We start from the raw sequence: 19,011 nt of genomic DNA, 5'->3' as shown, positions 1-19,011 counted from the left end.
AAATTACAAAAATCAACCATAAATTTAAAAAAATTAAAAATACTTTAATTTTTCTTTTATTTTACACACATTTAAACACACTAAAAAACAATTTATTAAATTTTAATTAATAAATTTATTTAATATTCTGTAAAAATACTTCTTTTGCACTTATTCAATTTAAACACGGTCGGAGTTTATCATTTATAACATTAACTACTCAATCTATTTGTTTTTGACTAACTTTATTAAAATCAGTTCCCTTAGGAAATCAATGTCTTAATTCACTATTCATATATTCAATTAAAGGTTTTTGTTGTGGTGAACCAGCATCACAAAAATATACTTGTGTTTCAGCAAATATTTCCATTTCTCTTCATTTACTAAATTCTTTCCCTCTATCTGTTATTATTCCTTTATAATAATATCTTAATAATATCTTTAAACTTTTTCTCAACTTCCCTAGCAGTATAATTTTCTAATTTTATTGCAAAATATTTTTTACTTAATTGTTCTACTAAAACTAAAATAGCAGATTTATGGTCTTTACCAACCACTGTATCCATTTCAAGTCATCCAACATTAGAAACTTTATTATCAATATCTCAAATTGACTTAAAATCAGTTAATTTACCACGATTATCAGATTTTCCTTTTCTTTTGTATTTTTTACCATGGTGTCGTAAATTCTGTTTTAAAAAACCATAAAAACCTAAACGAATTCATTTATACAATGTTTTAACACAAACGGGAAATTTAACTTTAAATTTTAAAAAATAACGATAAATAAGTTCTGATGGTGAATCATGATAAACATTAAATCTCAGATGAATAAAATTTAATTGTTCTTCTGTAAACTTAAATCTTTTATTATTCTTTTTTCTTTTCTCATAATACATTTTATCTGACTTATAAGCACTATATTCATCAATAGTTTTAAAACGCTTAATTTCTCGTAAAATAGTACTACGATGTCTATTCAAATATTTAGCAATTGCAGAAATATTCTGCTCACCATTCTTTTTTAAAAAAATTTTTGATAATAATAATTGTTCTAATTTAACTTTATCCATAAAACTTAAATGACTATACATAACATTTATATACCTTTCATTAACTTATAAAATTAATATTTAATACGAATAATTGATATATAATTGATATGTGATAAAATCAATTATATATAAAAAAATAAAAAGGAGCAATATATATGTATGAAAAAATGACTTAGCATAATAGGAGCAATTGGATTAACCGCAACAAGCACAACAACACTAATCAGTTGTGAAAAATCTAAAAAACCAAATAATAATGAAGAAAATAAACCGACACCAAAACCATCATATAATCCACAAAAACCACCAGAAGGTAGTAATTGAAAATTAATTGATAGAGATAATTTTGTAAAAGAAAATAATGAAAAAAATAATAAATGATATATTTTAATTGCTAAACAAATGCAAAGTGATAATTTTTCTATTATAAAATTTAATTTTTCAAATGAGCTAATTTGAAAAGTTGGAGAACATAGAGGACATAGAATTAATAATCGTTGATATGTTTATATTAATTCACTATATCGTTGAGATGGCGTTGGTGAACCACAATTACCAACTATTGACAAAAAAACCGGTGAAATTACTGACTGAAAAAAACAAAAAGGAACTGAATAACAGTTCCTTTTTTATATTAATCGCACAAATTTCATAAAAATAATTAATAAAAAGATATTTGTTATTGTACTATACAATGCGGGATTAAATTTTCATACCTCAAATATTTGACTAAAAAAACTATATACTGTTTCAAAAACCTTACCAACACCACTAGCTAATTCATTAACTTGTTTAACACCGGGAATAGTATTGACAATTCAAATCACAGCATTTTTAATATGAGCACCAAAATCTCATCAACCCTCTGGCGTTACATATTGCACTTGTCATCATTGTTTATCGGGGAACAACCCACCATTATTAATCTCTTGTCAGTTATAAATTCCAAAATTAAAATCATAATATCGGTACATATCATTCTCTTTTTGTGCTTGCAATTCAAAAACATTATAACCGATTTTTTGTTCTTCAATTTTTTTATATTGCAAACCATATTTATTTTGTAAATCACCGCCAAAAACATAACCGGAATTTGACTTAATATCATAATTATTAGCAACCGAAAAATCATAATTAAAAACACTACCATAATTATTAATCGTATAAAACCGATTTTTAAATGATGAATATAATTTAATATCTAATTGCTTATATTTATCAGAAAAATAAAAATATCGTGGGTAAATTTTAAAACCATTATTTACTAATAAACCATATTTTTTATTATAACCTTGAACATAAGTGTTATTCTCTAAATCAAAAATCGTACGTAAATAATTAGTATAAAATTTCTGTGAAATCTTAAACATACTATTTAATAATTTATCAAATTGTAATTTATCGTTAATATTTTCACTCAACAAAATATTATTAAAATTTTGTAATTTCAACGCAAAAAAGTTAACTAAAACAGTATCATACTGTAAATTATCAATATATCCATTTTCAATAAACGAACTACGATTTTGAAACACTGGCACCAAAGCACTTGCAAAAAACGACTGTAAAAACTTAGATAAATCAAACTGACCGCTAAACTGTTGATAATATTTTAAATCTTTACTATTTAATGATGAATAAATTGAACCATTAAAATTAAAAACTTCACCCATTCCCGTTCGCATAAAACTAAAATTAAAACTTAAATCATCATTATTAATATTATTTAACTCTAAACTACCAGAAATAATTAAATTTGCTTCATCAACAGTCAAAATCATCCGATAAATTGTTTTTTTAATATTTTTAACATCCAATTCATCAACCGTCTCAAAATCAAAAATTATCCGCTTTGTACCAACCTTATTCGGATTTTCATAATCCGCACTACCACCTTGCTGAACTCTAATATTTTCTTGCAAAACAGAATATAAAGATAAATCAATAAATTCTTTTACGCGAGTTTGTTGATAACTATTTCAGTCAGTAATTTCACCAGTGTTTTTGTCAATAGTTGGTAATTGTGGTTCACCAACGCCATCTCAACGATATAGTGAATTAATATAAACATATCAACGATTATTAATTCTATGTCCTCTATGTTCTCCAACTTTTCAAATTAGTTCATTTGAAAAATTAAATTTTATAATAGAAAAATTATCACTTTGCATTTGTTTAGCAATTAAAATATATCATTTATTATTTTTTTCATTATTTTCTTTTACAAAATTATCTCTATCAATTAATTTTCAATTATCTACTTTTAACTTAACTCTTGGATAATGATTTTCTTTATAGCGGTCAACATTTTCCACAATTTCTTTCGATACATTAAACATCTTATATTTTACAGCAAAGGCATAAATAAAATCAGTTAAATCATCCAAAAAATTCTCCCTTTTAACATCATAAAATTTTTCAACCATATACCTATTTTTTAAACTATGTCATTGTTGATAATAACCCAAAAATACTTCATCTGGTTTATCATAAACAACTCCGGTGGAATAACTATCTTGTAAAAAATCTAAATACCATTTATCATTAAACAATAAATTTTTTGATGTTTTTAAAGTTCGATTAATAAAATAATTTGTCTCCGATCAATTTTCAAAAAAACTACTGCGTAAAAACATTGTATTAATAAAATCAGTTTCATTAATACCTTTACCAGTACTACTTTCTTGTTTAAGCGTATATTGCTCCTCATTTAAGGGTCTAAACGCCGTTAAAGTAATAAATGGAATAACCAAACCCAAAAAAGTTAAAATAAATATGGCAAATAAAGATAACGATTTTTTCATAAACTCAACTCCTAACTATACAATGTTTTTGAAACAATAAACCCAACAATATATAAACTCGATATTGTTAACATTAACGGATGACTAAACAAAACTGCCATTCTACCAAATAATCAAATCAACCAAGTATCAGAATTATATAAATCCATAATAATATTTTTTGCTGATGTAAATTGATTAATAATAACAGTAATAAAACCAGTTCCAAATATCGCAATCGCCGCCACCAATAAAACTAATTTAATCATTACTTAACACCTCTTTTAAATTTTGCTTGTTGTCTAACATTTTGACGCTTAATTTCTCGTTTAACTTGCTGCTTATTACTATTTTGATAAACATTTTTACCAACATTAATACCTTTTCGTACAGTTGACGAATATACTTGCGAAACACCATTATTAACTGTCGAACCTAAATTATTATATTGTGTTGATGTCCCGTGAATTGCATAAATCGATAACTTAATAACCATAAAAAAGATTAAAAAATAAGCAATTGACGTATTTGTCATCGGTAATTTTGTATTTCAAATTACATCAAAAATAAACAAAAATATATCAAAAACAAAACTAAAAATCTTGTCTCAATTACTATTATTATTTTCAACTAATAAATTAATCATCTTTACTATTTCCTTTCTCTTTTTTAGGTTTTAAATTCTTTTTCAAAATATCAATATCAAATAACTCCAATCGTTCTTTAACGCTTAATTTTGTGATTTCCGATCAATAATAAAATTTTTCATTAACAATTTCGTCATTCTTTAAATCACGTACAAACTTTAACCATTCACTATCATACTTATTAGCAAATTCAAGGGGAATTATTATTTTAAAAAACCGAATTCCTAACCCAACATCCGACTTATGTTTTGCTCTTTTACCTTCTACTGTTCGTTCTACTGATTTTGTTTTTCAAATTTCATAATCCGTTATATCTTGGAAAATCCCAATTCGCATAATAAAGAAACGATTAAAAAAATTAAATCCTTTTTTAGCAACGGGTTTTTTCAATGAAATTGGAATAATAATTCCACTTGCTAACTGGCGAATATTATTTCAAATCATACCCTCACGCTGAGCAGTAAACAACGCACGATGTCCAAAATGTCTCGCTAAAACAATTCACGGTATTTTACCACTATGAACTTTTTTCTCATCGTGAGGACTAGTTCCGTCAATATATAAATAACTTTCATCAAATAAAATAACACTATCATCTAGGGGAACGGGTTTTGTTCTATCAGTAAAATCTAAATTTTTAAATGTTAAAACTTTAACTTTATCATCTTCTAAGGGATAATTACTATAAATTTCATCTGTCAATAATTTCATAGTTTGCGATAAATAAGTTAAAAGTAATGTTTTACCAGTTCCTAACTTACCAATAATTACCGATAACGGATTATCTCAAACAAAATTTACTAACCCAAAAGAATTTAACTGATAAAAAATATTTTTTCACAATCATCACACAAAATATACACATTGCAAAGCAAATAATATTCAAAATACTAAACCAACACAATACAAAGAAATTAACCAAAGTAATAAATCAATTAAACTAAACAAAAGCATTGAACCACTAATATAACAATAGTTTTTAAAGAAAAATATAAATTTTTTCATTATTTAAAATACCCAACTATCTTAAAAACCATTCACAAGAAAAACCAAGTTAAAAACAAAATCACAACTCAAACACCAACCATCAAGGTTAAATATTCATTTTGCGTTAAATTCCACATTGTAATACTTTCAACATTCGTTTTATCGATAAACAAAAATATATGAATAAAAAACTCTTTTAATTTAATTCAATCATTTTGCATTTTTAAAAACTCCATATTTTTTGAATAAGTTTAAAAAACATTCCAAAAAATAAAACAACAAATAACACAAAAGATATAACATATAAAAACTCAGGGGCATTTGCACCAATAATATAACTAACAAATTGAACTCAATAATCATATAAACTCATTTAATTTAAGTCTTTCAAATCATTAATTAATTCTTGTTCTTTTTCAACACTTCAATTTGTTAAATTATTATTGTTATTATTTGCTTTTACTTTTTTAGGTTCACTTGAAAATAACGCTTTTTTCATTTTAGTAAAATAATTTTGTTTATATTGATTATATAAATTGATTAATTCTGTTTCAGTTAAATATTTTCAAATATTTCGCTTTAAATTTTCATCATATTTTACAATAGGGTAAGAATTATCATAAATCAAACCGATTGCTATTTGTTCCAAATGTTTTTCACTCGGATAAATAAACTTATTACTCAATCAAAAACCAATATGACGATTATGATTAGGTAAATTAATAAAACTTGCTTTTTCTGTTGTAAAAGGGATAAATTCCTTACTAATAAAATAATTTTCTACATTATGATTTTTCTTAACAAAATTACTCAATTTTATCATCTCCTCGTCTTACTGGTCTTAACATTGTGCCTTTTCCTAATCCTCCAATTATATTTTCTAACGGTAACATTCTTTTCTTTAACAACATAACTTTATATTCTTTAATTTCGCATATATGACATTGAATTATAAAAAATAAAAGAATAAATATTAAAAATAAAAATAAAGAAAAAAGTAAAATACCAACAATTATTTCTCTATTTGAAAACAAAACAAGACCTACAATAATTTCAATAAGAACAATGAAAAATTGAAAATAAACAAAACCAAAAACAAAATTCCTAATAATAAAATCTCTCTTTAATTTTTTACATTCCTTAGTTGTTTTAAATTTTATATCCATAAGATAATCTCCTAACTAAATATTTGTTTAATAAACAATGTTATAAATAATGTTTATATAATGTTTTTTAATTGTAATAAACACTGATTATTAACAATGTTATACATAATGCTAATATATTGTTTATTTAATGTTTAATAAACAATGTTAATAAACAATGTTAAATATAAAAATAATAAAAATTGGCACACTGAAAAATACTATTTAATTTTTAACAATAGTTATTAAAATATAAAATCATAAGTTTATAATTAAGTTGATATTATTATGGTTTTCTCTCTGTATAAATTATTTTAAATAGAAAGAAGAAATAAAATATCGAAGAAATAATAAATTCATTTTTCTATTTAATAAATTCATTTTTTACAAATGTGATACCATCTATTTTTTGATTATCATGAATGGTATCACCAATTAAAACAATTATTTCACTAATAATAATTTTAATAATAACTTTTAAATTTATTATTTGAATTTTTAATAAATTAACAAATTTATAAATATTTTTATACAGAGAGAAAACCATAATAATACCTTAAATATAATTAAGTTGATATTTTTACACTATATACTGTTTACAAGTTTTTTAAAAAAAGTAGGTGTATTTATAAAAAATATTATAAAAATTTATTTCCCAAATCTATTACTAGTATGACCCTTAATAGAAATATTCTTATTTTTATTAAATCCTACTAAAAAAATATTTTTCATAACAGACTCAATATTATGAATAATAAACAATATAGAGTTATCAACTATAGAAAATATAGTTAAATTTATATGTATAATAGGGATATTTATTTATTATCCCAATATTAACGATAGTAATAAAGTTTATTAAAAAATAAATTTGTAAACAGTGTATAGTGCAAAAATAAACAACAAAATTATTTATTTAATTCACATAAAAGCTAGTGTGCCTTAACTAAGATATATAATCGATTATAATAAATATTAAAATCCTTTAACCATAACACGGAAAAAGTTTAAAATTTTAATAATACAAAATATAGCAAATGGAATTAATATAATTCACGCTTCACCTAAGAAAACCATTATCTCAGGTAAAATATTTGTTATACCTTCTTTAACTTTTCATAATGCACTAGATAAACCAGTTCAAATACCAGTCATACCCTTAGTCATAGTTTTAGGTGTAGGTGCTGTTAAAAAATTAAACGCTGTTGTTAAATACATACCTAACATTATTTATTACTCTCCTTTCTTTCAATTTCTTTTTTATCTTTTTTCTTTCCTCGAATTTGTTTAATTTTTTGGTAAATTGATAAACCAATATAAGTAAAAATACTTAATATAATAACAACACTAAATATTGTCGTTAATCAAGTTGGCATAATACATCTCCTTTCTAAAAAATATCGCGTCACGCTCCGCGTGTTCGCTACGCTCAAAATAAACAATATTGAATAAATTACCGCTAATAAATTACGCGGATAATTTATTCATTTTCTTTTAAATTATTAATTACTATCTTATTTACAGTATTAATAACAATATCTTTTCCATACTTAGTTACTAAGGACCGCAAAATAAAATAATGTTTCTTTTCAATAAAAAATCAACTCCTTTCAGAATTGATTTGTTGCACTTCGATTACATGATGCCTTCATAATGAGTGTTATATACAAGCAACATTAAAATCTTTCAATTTCTTGAATAACTTTATTATTGAGAATCTCCCACTTAAAATTTTAAGTTTCAATATTGAATTAAAAGCACCAATAACAATATTGAGAGAAAAAAAATAAATTTGATAATGACTTAATCATATTTGCAAAAACAATAATGGGTTTTTGGCATTATTATCAATTAGAAACATATAATGAAAATAATCGTCTTGTTTTTAATATGAATCAAGTTAACTTTGATGAAATTGTTAAAAAAATTAGAACGAAGTATAAACAGAACCAAATATTAGACAACTTTAACACATTTTTGAAATATTTTTTTAGCTTTTATTGGAAGTCATTAGACTGAAATACAAAGTTTTCTTATGAGTACAAGTACAATATAAGTAAATTTAACAATAAAATTAATTGAATTGAAAATGAAAAATCTATAACTTTTCAATTATTTTATTCATGAAATAATGATACTAAGACATACTCACTCATTTCAAACAATGTTTACTTATCGTATAGCAACTTTTTTTATAGTTTTATGTTTAATCCAAACAAGGGTGAAACCAATATTAATGATGGTAATTATAACTTTTTACAGATAATTGAATTTAAGGTAGCTTAAGTTTTGTTAATAAACAAAAATTTTAAAAATGAAAAATGCTTTCATTTCTTTAGAATGAAAGCATTTTTCATTTAACTTATTAAGTACTTAAAACTATGGGTAATTATTAGTGTTTTTTATTTTATTGTGTTTTGAAAGATTACCATTTTCTAAATCAGATTTCCCTTTAAAATCATAAGGCTTTTCGGCTCCTTTTAATAAACGAGTAATATTTTGATGATGTTTTAAGATTAAGAAAATAGCACTTAAAGTAATAATAATATTAATTAAAGCTAAACTATCGCAGTAATTATCATAATTAACATAATGTAAGTAATTCACTCAAACAAGGTGAGAATTTTGAAGTAAATCACCATTAAAATTGATAATATCAATGCCACTTAATTGTGGGATTCAACATAATGCTCCTGTAAATAGTGCTGCTAAAATTGAAGAAACAGAAACTCGTTTTCAAATAAAAATTGTACTTCATCAAACAACTGTAGCAATTAAAAAATAATATGGATTAGTCATTCATAATAAACCTAAAAAAGACGAAACTGTTTTTCCACCTTTAAATTTATAATAAATTGGATAAGAATGACCAATTAAAACAAAAAAAGCTGGAATATAATAACTAGTTGAACCAAAATTAACACCATTAATATTAATACAACTAATACCAAAGGCAATAAACATTGTAATAGTAACTTTTAGCATATCTAAAAACATGATGGCAAAACCTCATTTTTTACCTAAAACACGACTAGTATTTGTGGCTCCGGCATTTTTAGAATGATAATCACGCACATCAATTTTATAAATTTTTTTACTAATAAAAATTGACCAACTAAAAGAACCAATTAAGTATCCAATTATTGCTGTAATAGCTTTTCCTAAATATCCATATAATGTCATTCGGTCACCTCTCTTTTATTATTATATAGCAATTAGAAATAATTTAGTAAATAATTGTAAATAAAAGCATTATAATATAAAATAATAATAGTGAAAATTATATTTAAAAGGAATGATAGAGGATATGAGTATTGAAGATAAAACATTAAAGTATGATGAATCATCAATTCAGATTTTAGAAGGACTAGATGCAGTTCGAAAACGTCCAGGAATGTATATTGGGTCAACTGATGTTCGTGGATTACATCATTTAGTTTGAGAAATTATTGATAATTCAATTGATGAGGCATTAGCTGGTTATTGTAATGAAATTGATATTATTATTTATAAGAATAATGCTATTATGGTGGCAGATAATGGGCGTGGTGTTCCAACTGGAGTTCATTCATCTGGAAAATCAACCCCAGAAGTAATTTTTTCAGTTTTACATGCTGGTGGAAAATTTGGTGGTGATGGTTATAAAACAGCAGGCGGACTACATGGTGTTGGTTCTTCAGTTGTTAACGCTTTATCGGCCACTTTTGATGTCACAATTTATCGTGATCACAAAGTTTGAAGTATTAAATTCGCAAATGGTGGTCAAGTTAAAGAACCATTAACAAAAATTGGAACAACAACGAAAACGGGAACAACAGTTACTTTTTTACCTGATCATAAGATTTTTAAAGTAATTGATTTTTCTTTTTCAACAATTTCAGAACGAATTCGTGAATCAGCATTTTTAAATAGCGGGGTTAAGTTAACATTGACTGACCAACGAACTGATAAAAAAGTATCATATTTATTTAATAATGGTTTAGAAGAGTTCATTACTTATATGAATGAAGATAAAAAAAGTATTACTCCAATTATTATGTTAAAAGGAGTAGAAAAACAAATCGAAGTTGAAATAGCATTACAATATTCAACTGAATTTAATGAAAATTTACTTAGTTTTGCAAATAATGTTAAAACAAGTGAAGGTGGTAGCCATGTTGTTGGATTCCGAACAGGATTAACAAAAGTAATTAATGATTATGCTCGGAAAGAAGGATTGTTAAAAGAAAAAGATAAAAATCTTGATTCAGTTGATACACGTGAAGGACTAACGACTATTGTTTCAGTAAAAATTCCTGAAAATTTAATTCAATATGAAGGACAAACCAAAGGAAAATTAGGAACTTATGAAGCTCGGGTTGCAGTTGAAACGATTGTATCAAAACAATTTGGATTTTGATTAACAGAAAATAAAACAAATGCTTACACTATTATTGAAAAAGCATTATTAGCTCGTAATGTTCGTGAAGAAGCTCGGAAAGCACGTGAAGCAGCGCGCAATAGCAAAAAACGGGGTAATAGTGATCGTTTATTAACAGGAAAATTAACCCCTGCTCAAAATCGAAATAAATTTAATAATGAGATTTTTTTAGTTGAAGGAGATTCTGCTGGGGGAAGTGCCAAATTAGGACGTGATCGTCGTTTTCAGGCAATTTTACCATTACGAGGGAAAGTAATTAATGCTGAAAAAGCAAAACTTCAAGATTTAATGAATAATGAAGAAATTAATGTAATGATTAATGCCATTGGTGCAGGAGTGGGGAATGGTTTTGACATTAATGATGCCAACTATGGTAAAGTAATTATTATGACCGATGCAGATACTGATGGAGCACATATTCAAACTTTACTATTAACATTTTTTTATCGTTATATGCGACCATTAATTGAAAATCATCGTGTTTATCTTGCTTTGCCACCTTTATTTAAGATTACTAGCACCAAAAATAAACATATTGAATATGCATGAGATGAAACAGAATTAAAAAATAAATTAAGTCAATTTCATGGTAAATTTGAATTACAACGTTATAAAGGGTTAGGAGAAATGAATGCAGAACAATTATGAGAAACAACAATGAATCCTCAAACTCGTCAATTAATTTTAGTAACAATTGATGATGCCGTTATGGCTGAAAGACGGATTGTAACCTTAATGGGAGATGATGCTAAAAAACGAAAATATTGAATTGATGAAAATGTTAAGTTTACTTTAGAAGATGATTTTCAAGCAATCATTAATTAAATAGGCCAACAATGTTACAAGCAATCAAAAAAATAATTAATAAACTAAATCAAATCAATCTAACTCTTAGTTAATATCAAAATTTTCAGTTGTGACTTATTAAAATAAAAGAAACAAAAACAACATTGACATTAGAAGTTTGAACAAATAGTGGCATTGAATATAGTGAAAATACAATTACAACAACTATTGAACTTGGAATAGTAGATGAAACAGCATTAAGTTGATGGTATGAAAGTTTATTATTAGCAACACAACAGACTACTGAAAAAGAAATTTTTTGAAAAAAAATTATGCAAGAAGCAGAACCACTTTATCAGTTAGAATCAAGTAGTAACTTATATTTGTTAACAAAACATGGTATTCACTTTTTTAAAGATAAAATTATTGCTTTTGAATTAAACTACTATAATTATAATATATTAATAATTTTATTTGCTTGGCAAAAAATTAATATGGGAATTAATATGAAAAAAAAATTAATTACACCTAAAAATTTACCACTAAAAATTAATCAGCAATTAAATATGTTAAATTTAACAATTTATAAATTATTATTAATTGAAGGAACCTTATTTTATCAATGTGAAATTGACTGATTATCTAATGACCAAATCTTAGCATATTTTCGAACATTGTTATTATTAACCCATCACCACCAATTGTTTACTTATGACAAGCATAAGGATTATTGAATATTAACAAAATTAGGGCACAAGTTATTTTATCAAATTGATTATAAAAAGTTTATAATCAAAAATGAAATGATGAAAGTTGATTTACAGAGAGGAATTTAGAAATGAGTAATAACGAAAAAGAAAATGAATTAGTTTATAGTTTAAATGATATTATGTCAGAACGCTTTGGACGTTATGCCAAATATATTATTCAAGATCGAGCCTTGCCTGATGTTCGTGATGGTTTAAAACCAGTACAACGCCGTATTTTATTTGCAATGAATGAATTACGATTAACTTTTAATACGAGTTATAAAAAATCAGCACGGATTGTTGGGGAAGTAATTGGAAAATATCATCCCCATGGTGATACATCGGTTTATGATGCAATGGTAAGGTTATCTCAAAATTGAAAAGTTCGTTATCCATTAATTGATATGCATGGAAACAATGGTTCAATTGATGGAGACCCAGCGGCAGCTATGCGTTATACTGAAACTCGTTTAAGTGAAATTTCCTCATTTTTATTACAAGATCTTGATAAAAAAACAGTTGCGTTTGCTCCTAATTTTGATGATTCAGAACAAGAACCAGTTGTATTACCAGCCTTATTTCCAAATTTATTAGTTAATGGTTCAACCGGGATTGCTGCTGGATATGCCACAAATATTCCACCGCATAATTTACATGAAATTATTAATGCAACAATTCATTTTATTGAAAAACCAGACAGTACGGTTAAAGATTTAGTAAAATATGTTAAAGGACCTGATTTTCCAACCGGAGGCATTATTCAGGGAAAAAGTGGAATCTTAGAGGCATATCAAACAGGAAAAGGAAAAATTATTGTTCGTAGCAAAATTAAATTTGAAAACAATGCTTTAGTAATTACTGAGATTCCATATGAAGTTGTTAAACAAGACTTAGTTAAAAAGATTGATGATATTAAATATAATGAACCAGGATTAAATATTAAAGAAGTTCGTGATGAAACAGACCGCGAAGGGTTACGAATTGTTATTGAATTAGGTAAACAAGCTAATGTTGAAACAGTACGGAAATTTTTATTAAAAAATACTAATTTACAAATTTCATATAATTTTAATATGGTTGCTATTGCAAACAAACAACCACGACAATTAGGGCTAAAAGAAATTTTAACCCATTATGTTGAACATCAACAAGAAGTTATTACTAATCGTTCTGGCTTTGAATTAGCACGAGCACAAAAACGCTCAGAAATTGTTGCTGGATTAATCAAAACAATTAGTATTTTAGATGAAGTGATTGCTGTCATTCGCTATTCAAAAGATCGTAGTGATGCAATTCATAATTTAGTAAAAAAATTTGGTTTTACCCAAATTCAAGCAGAAGCAATTGTACAATTACGATTATATCGATTAACTTCAACGGATATTTTGCAATTAAAAGCAGAAGAAAAAGAATTAATTGCAACAATTGCTGAATTAAAAGCAATTTTACGTGATATTAATAAATTAAATAGTGTTATTATTCATCAATTAGAATTAATTAAGAAAAAATTTGCTTCTCGTCGTCGTAGTGTGATTGAAAATGAAATTGAAGCAATTGAAATTCAAAAAACAGAAACAATTATTGAAAAAGATTTGAACATTTGAATTTCAAGAGATGGATATTTAAAAGCCTTAGAAAATAATCAATTAGCGCGATTAGTAAACGAAGAATTTAAACGAAAACCAGGGGATTTATGAATTGCTGATTTTCAAGCTAATACTTCCGATAAAATTTTGTTAATTACTTCAAAAGGGAATTATGTTATTATTCCAGTTTATCAAATTAAAACAGTTCGACTACGTGATATTGGTGAACATATTAATACTATTTCTGAGTTACCAGGAGAAGAAAAAATTATTAGTGCTTTCTTATTAAATGATTTTAATAAAAAAGAACAATACATTATGTTAGCAACTAAAAATGGAATGATTAAAAAAACAGCCGTTAAAGATTTTGAAGCGACACGGATTAGTAAAGCACTTAAAGCTATTAATTTAAAAAATGATGATGAAGTTGTTGCTAGTCAATTAGTTGGTCATCATCCATATGTGGTCATAACAACAGCAAATGGTTTTATTGTTAAATATCATAAAAAACAAATTCCAACATTAGGGTTACGAACAGCAGGGGTTAAATCAATTAATCTACGTGATGATGTTGTTATTAACGCGGGTTATTGTGAAGATGATAATTTAGTATTAATTACTAATCTTCATACTGGGAAAAAAATTTCTTTAACAGAAATTCCTACATCAACGCGACCAGTAAAAGGAACACGATTATATAAATTAAATAAAGATATTAATGAACTTGTTCGCTGAACGTTTTTAACAAAAGGGAAAGATATCTTGCATATGTTAAAACAAAATGATGAAATTGAGTTATTTAATACTGATAAAATGACTGTTCATAAATTAGTTACTGCCAATCATACCTTAGGTTTTGAAAATATTGTTGATATTGTTATTCCACATTATTATGATTTAAAAGTAATCCCATCAAAAAAAGGATTAGAAAGTAGTAGTACTGCTGGAAAAAAGCATTCGTTTCATTATAATGAACATGATAATGCCAATAATATTAAACCCTTAATTGAAGTAACACAGGCAACAAATAATTCTGTTCTTAATAAGACAGAATCAAGTGAAAAAAGTTATAATCAAGAAACAATCACAGCAGATAATACTAACGATGAAGAAAGTGATCTCAAGGTTAAATTAGCATTAATGATTCCACCAGAAGAAATTTATCAAGTCGATCAGGTGATTGCAACAGCAGAGCCAATAACAATGCTAGACCATCATCCTAATAGTAAGAAAAGTATTAACAAAAACATTGTGGTTAAACCACGCGGAGAAAAAATGCGCCAGAAAAATAAAAATATAAAAGAAACAAAAAAGAAATTTCGAAAAGAACAACAAAGTAAAAAACAATCGGAACAACCAGTAACAAATGTGGAAACTAGCATAATTGCAGCGCCATCTGAACAAGAACCATCACCATTGTTTGTTCGTAAAACATTTGGAAAAGTAAAAACAACAGTAGACATGCTAATTGAAAAGAAACAACGTGAACAAGCTAAAGTAGCATTAGTAAAAGCACAAGCACAACAAAATAATCACCAAAAAAATAGAAAACTGCTTGTTCCTTCTCTTCCTGAAGAAAAACCAACTTTTGGCAAAGTGGTTACTACAGTGGAGACTCTTCTTAAAAATAGACAACAAAAAATTGATTTTGAGTTTAATAATATTGAAAAAGATAACCCAAAAGATAAGTCTACGATAAAAGTAAAATCACGAACAGAATGGTTAAAAGCAATTGAACAAGCTCCAGCCAGAACAATTAAGGTGGGGTTAAGAAATGTTACTTTAAATAATCATGAACAAACAATGCAAAGAGTTGATTTTAAAGAAATTAAAAATAAGAGTGTAACAAAAGCTAAATTTAAAAAAGATTTAGCAATTGATGAAACAAAAGAGTTACAATTAACCATCCATGATATTTTAGATAAAAGTAAAAAATAAATGAAAAATCAGTCAATTTTGACTGATTTTTCATATATAATTTTAGTAATTGCAGATAAAAACAATAGGAGCGAAGAAAAAATGGCTAATTTGGGAACAGACTTTTTAGTTAAATGTACTAATATTAATAAATTTTATCGAAAACAACATGTTTTAAAAAATGTTAGTTTAACTGTGCAAAAAGGAGAACGGATTGGGGTTGTTGGACCGAACGGAACGGGGAAAACAACTTTATGTGAAATTTTAGCCCAATTGCGTCGTGTTTCGAATGGTAGTAGTGAGAAAAAATATGGAATTCGTATTGGAATGCAATTACAAGGATCAAAATATCCTCGTGGCATTACTGGTTATGATATTTTAAATTTGTATTTAAAAGCTTATAATTTATTAATTCCACCAGAAAAGATTTATCAATTTTTACTAAATTTACAAATTGAAAAAAGAATGAACAAGGATATTTCAAAATTGTCCGGAGGACAACAACAAAAAATTAATATTTTATTAGCATTAATTGTTGATCCGGATTTGATTATTCTTGATGAATTAGCAACCGGATTAGATTTAGAAATTAAAGATAAAATATATGAAATTTTAAGTATTTTTTTAGCAAATGAAAATAAAGCATTATTATTAATTTCCCATAATATGGAAGAAATTGAGAAGTTTTGTGATACTTTGATTTTTATGGTTGCAGGAGAAATTACAAAAATAACAAAAATAGTTGATGTTGTTGCGAAATATGGTAGTGTTGAAGATTTTGTCAAAGATCAATTCAAAGAATATCAAATTGGGGCTTATAAACAAGGCTATAGAACAGGAGCAATCAAACATGACAAATGAGCAAAAAACTGAGCAAGATACATCGATAAAAATAAAAAATAGTTGATTAATTAATGAAAAAATTAATTTATCAGCACTATATCGTTTTTTTCTAAGTTATTTACGACGTCAAAAAATGGTTTTAATTTTTTCAGTAGTGTTAATTCCAATCGCAATTCTTTGTCAAGCAATTTTTGTTAACTATCGACAAGGATCAAATGTGATTGCATTATCAATTGGTGTTACTTTTATTGCAACTGGGACAAGTGTTGCTGTATATATGTTAATGGGATTTTTAATTGATTTAAAAATGTCCGTTGTATATAAACGAATTGGATTATTGGAAATTAAACCATTAGGTTTTGTTTTAATTGTTTACGCTTATTGTTTTACCTTAGTAATAATTGCTGATTTGCTAGTTTTAATTACTAGTTTCATTATTAATGCGGTGTTAAAGATTAATTTTGCTGTTGCGTATAATTTAATTGTTCTTTTGTTTTTCATTATTTCAATTTTTATTTCTGCTTTTGCAATTGCCTTAATGATTATTGCTGTTATCTTAATTAATTCACGAACAATGCAATCAATAGTAACGACAATTTTAACAATTTTATTTGTTGGAGGTTCATTCTTATTTGTTGCTTTTATTCCGGCTTTAGTTGGTACACATTATAAAGAGGCAATTTTATCAATCAAGGGATTAAGTATTAGTTGTGGTGTTATGCTGGGCTCTCTTGTTTTAACCAGTCTCTTAATATGATTAATTATTCGAATTTTTCGTTGAGATAATTAAAAAAATAAGGAAAGAGCCGAAAATAATTGGCAAATTTAAATTATTTTGTTATAATATATTTGTTGTAAAATTTGGGAAGAATAGGATTTAAGCAGAAAAGAGGAATAAACAAATGCGTGAAGGAATAATTTTACGTTGTGAACAATGTAAAGAAGAAAATTATATTGCAAAGCATGATAAAAAGAAACAACAAGACAAGTTAGAAGTGAAAAAATATTGTTCAAAATGTAATCAACATACTTTACATAAAGAAAAAAAATAACTCATTAAAATGAGTTATTTTTTAAAATTAGTTTTATCAAAGATTAGACTTAACATCTTGCTTTGATTAACGGTTTTTATGTTATGATTAAGATAAAGTAGATAACATTATTTTCATATATGTGTTTTTAATTATTTTAAAATAGCAAGTAAAAATATGAAAGGAAGGAAGAACTAATGATTCGAAAAGCTACAATTGTTGATCAAGACCAAATTAATCAATTAAGACAAAAAACAATTAAGAAAATTAATCTTGATGATTATAATCTTTTAGAACAAGAAGCTATTTTACAATATTTTCAAAATAATAATTTTTGTAAAACATTAGAAGCCGAAATAGGATATGTAATTAGTTTTGAAAATAAAATTTTAGGTTATGGTTCTTATCATGCACAACAAAATCAAATTACTGATTTATATGTTGATCCTGAATATCAAGGATGATATTTTGGCAAAAAATTGCTTAAACAATTAGAATTAGAAGCACAGACAAATGGTTTTTTAGATATTACTGTTGATGCTTTTTTATCAGCTGTTGCTTTTTTTCAAAAGCATCATTACATTGCAGTGAAGAAAAATGTTCATATCTATTCTCAACAAGAAATTTTAACCTATTTTATGAAAAAATATTTTTAATTTAATAGAAAAAAATGTATAATATATCCATTAAAAGGAACGATGGGTAATGTTGACCAAATTAAATTTAGATCCAAAAGTGTTAAAGACTTTTAAATTTTTAAATTCACTAAAATTAAATTTTCTTTCAATTGAACGAATTTTAAAAGTAAAAACAAAATTAACTTTTACTCAAAAAGAAACAATTTTAAATTTAATGCGACAAAAATATAATATTAAGATTAAAGCAAATTATAATGCTCGTCCAGTAAGTCAAACCCAGCAGAAAAAACAAGTACTTAGTTTGCAAAAAATTAATAAAAGTACAAAAAAAAGAAAAGAAACAAATAATAGTAAAAAATAAAAAACCACAACAAGTAACAAATATTTATCAAAAGGGGCCTTTTTTAGTCAAGGTAATTTATTAGAATTAACAAAGCAAAGGATT

Annotated in this window: 21 protein-coding genes and 1 pseudogene; 9 read left to right on the top strand and 13 right to left on the bottom strand. The window is 25.5% G+C overall.

What is annotated here, in order from left to right:
- Positions 1-115: 115 nt before the first annotated feature.
- Positions 116-1,073 (bottom strand): annotated as a pseudogene (locus SCITRI_RS04880) (IS30 family transposase).
- Between the two features lie 120 nt (positions 1,074-1,193).
- On the opposite strand from SCITRI_RS04880, the gene SCITRI_RS10725 reads away from it, so the two are divergent.
- Positions 1,194-1,652 carry a lipoprotein gene (locus SCITRI_RS10725; protein WP_071937457.1) on the top strand — a complete coding sequence of 153 codons (459 nt, stop codon included), beginning with the start codon at positions 1,194-1,196 and terminating at the stop codon, positions 1,650-1,652.
- A gap of 11 nt (positions 1,653-1,663) precedes the next feature.
- Here the strand turns inward: SCITRI_RS10725 and SCITRI_RS04870 are convergent, their stop codons facing one another.
- The 12 genes from SCITRI_RS04870 to plsY form a co-directional block, all read right to left on the bottom strand.
- A complete protein-coding gene (locus SCITRI_RS04870; protein ID WP_071937456.1) occupies positions 1,664-3,838 on the bottom strand; it encodes a spiroplasma phage ORF1-like family protein in 2,175 nt (724 codons plus the stop codon).
- An 11-nt stretch (positions 3,839-3,849) separates the two neighbouring features.
- Entirely contained in the window at positions 3,850-4,086 is a 237-nt protein-coding gene (locus SCITRI_RS04865) for a hypothetical protein (protein WP_015967964.1), read from the bottom strand.
- Positions 4,086-4,463, bottom strand: a complete 378-nt coding sequence (locus tag SCITRI_RS04860; protein ID WP_071937327.1) for a hypothetical protein — start codon at positions 4,461-4,463, stop codon at positions 4,086-4,088. The genes SCITRI_RS04865 and SCITRI_RS04860 overlap by 1 nt, the downstream gene beginning before the upstream one ends.
- Positions 4,456-5,469 carry a hypothetical protein gene (locus SCITRI_RS04855; RefSeq protein ID WP_071937347.1) on the bottom strand — a complete coding sequence of 338 codons (1,014 nt, stop codon included), beginning with the start codon at positions 5,467-5,469 and terminating at the stop codon, positions 4,456-4,458. The genes SCITRI_RS04860 and SCITRI_RS04855 overlap by 8 nt, the downstream gene beginning before the upstream one ends.
- A complete protein-coding gene (locus SCITRI_RS04850) occupies positions 5,469-5,672 on the bottom strand; it encodes a DUF2649 domain-containing protein (RefSeq protein WP_071890543.1) in 204 nt (67 codons plus the stop codon). The genes SCITRI_RS04855 and SCITRI_RS04850 overlap by 1 nt, the downstream gene beginning before the upstream one ends.
- Positions 5,673-5,824: 152 nt before the next feature.
- Positions 5,825-6,274, bottom strand: a complete 450-nt coding sequence (locus SCITRI_RS04845) for a DUF3627 domain-containing protein (protein ID WP_071937455.1) — start codon at positions 6,272-6,274, stop codon at positions 5,825-5,827.
- A complete protein-coding gene (locus SCITRI_RS04840) occupies positions 6,258-6,617 on the bottom strand; it encodes a hypothetical protein (RefSeq protein ID WP_071890535.1) in 360 nt (119 codons plus the stop codon). Before SCITRI_RS04840 ends, SCITRI_RS04845 begins: the two co-directional genes overlap by 17 nt.
- A gap of 343 nt (positions 6,618-6,960) precedes the next feature.
- Positions 6,961-7,143 carry a hypothetical protein gene (locus tag SCITRI_RS04835; RefSeq protein WP_233485479.1) on the bottom strand — a complete coding sequence of 61 codons (183 nt, stop codon included), beginning with the start codon at positions 7,141-7,143 and terminating at the stop codon, positions 6,961-6,963.
- 428 nt (positions 7,144-7,571) lie between these two features.
- A complete protein-coding gene (locus tag SCITRI_RS04830; protein WP_071937454.1) occupies positions 7,572-7,823 on the bottom strand; it encodes a hypothetical protein in 252 nt (83 codons plus the stop codon).
- A complete protein-coding gene (locus SCITRI_RS04825) occupies positions 7,823-7,972 on the bottom strand; it encodes a hypothetical protein (protein WP_071937130.1) in 150 nt (49 codons plus the stop codon). The genes SCITRI_RS04830 and SCITRI_RS04825 overlap by 1 nt, the downstream gene beginning before the upstream one ends.
- Positions 7,973-8,076: 104 nt before the next feature.
- Positions 8,077-8,226 (bottom strand): hypothetical protein, encoded by a 150-nt coding sequence (locus tag SCITRI_RS10035; RefSeq protein WP_155522119.1) that lies wholly within the window; start codon positions 8,224-8,226, stop codon positions 8,077-8,079.
- A gap of 749 nt (positions 8,227-8,975) precedes the next feature.
- A complete protein-coding gene (gene plsY / locus SCITRI_RS04815; protein WP_071937452.1) occupies positions 8,976-9,779 on the bottom strand; it encodes a glycerol-3-phosphate 1-O-acyltransferase PlsY in 804 nt (267 codons plus the stop codon).
- 124 nt (positions 9,780-9,903) lie between these two features.
- Between plsY and parE the strand changes: the two genes are divergently transcribed.
- From parE to SCITRI_RS11440, 8 genes are all read left to right on the top strand, one after another.
- Positions 9,904-11,841 carry a DNA topoisomerase IV subunit B gene (gene parE, locus SCITRI_RS04810; protein ID WP_084566885.1) on the top strand — a complete coding sequence of 646 codons (1,938 nt, stop codon included), beginning with the start codon at positions 9,904-9,906 and terminating at the stop codon, positions 11,839-11,841.
- Between the two features lie 125 nt (positions 11,842-11,966).
- Complete coding sequence (locus tag SCITRI_RS04805) at positions 11,967-12,638, top strand: hypothetical protein (protein WP_237237832.1); 672 nt, start codon at positions 11,967-11,969, stop codon at positions 12,636-12,638.
- A 2-nt stretch (positions 12,639-12,640) separates the two neighbouring features.
- A complete protein-coding gene (gene parC / locus SCITRI_RS04800; protein ID WP_071937450.1) occupies positions 12,641-16,075 on the top strand; it encodes a DNA topoisomerase IV subunit A in 3,435 nt (1,144 codons plus the stop codon).
- Positions 16,076-16,957: an ATP-binding cassette domain-containing protein gene (locus tag SCITRI_RS04795; protein ID WP_237237831.1), complete on the top strand. Its 882-nt coding sequence runs from the start codon at positions 16,076-16,078 to the stop codon at positions 16,955-16,957.
- A complete protein-coding gene (locus SCITRI_RS04790; protein WP_071937449.1) occupies positions 16,905-17,687 on the top strand; it encodes a hypothetical protein in 783 nt (260 codons plus the stop codon). The genes SCITRI_RS04795 and SCITRI_RS04790 overlap by 53 nt, the downstream gene beginning before the upstream one ends.
- A gap of 112 nt (positions 17,688-17,799) precedes the next feature.
- Positions 17,800-17,949, top strand: a complete 150-nt coding sequence (rpmG, locus tag SCITRI_RS04785) for a 50S ribosomal protein L33 (RefSeq protein WP_071937448.1) — start codon at positions 17,800-17,802, stop codon at positions 17,947-17,949.
- A 176-nt stretch (positions 17,950-18,125) separates the two neighbouring features.
- The gene (locus SCITRI_RS04780; protein ID WP_071937447.1) at positions 18,126-18,584 is read left to right on the top strand and encodes a GNAT family N-acetyltransferase; all 459 of its coding nucleotides are present in this window, start codon (positions 18,126-18,128) and stop codon (positions 18,582-18,584) included.
- Positions 18,585-18,633: 49 nt separating this feature from the next.
- Positions 18,634-18,927: a hypothetical protein gene (locus SCITRI_RS11440; protein WP_237237830.1), complete on the top strand. Its 294-nt coding sequence runs from the start codon at positions 18,634-18,636 to the stop codon at positions 18,925-18,927.
- Positions 18,928-19,011 lie beyond the last annotated feature (84 nt).

Source organism: Spiroplasma citri, assembly GCF_001886855.1.
GTDB classification, from domain to species: domain Bacteria; phylum Bacillota_I; class Bacilli_A; order Mycoplasmatales; family Mycoplasmataceae; genus Spiroplasma; species Spiroplasma citri.
Note: the sequence above shows the minus strand (reverse complement) of the source record. Positions and strands in the feature narration are given on the sequence as shown.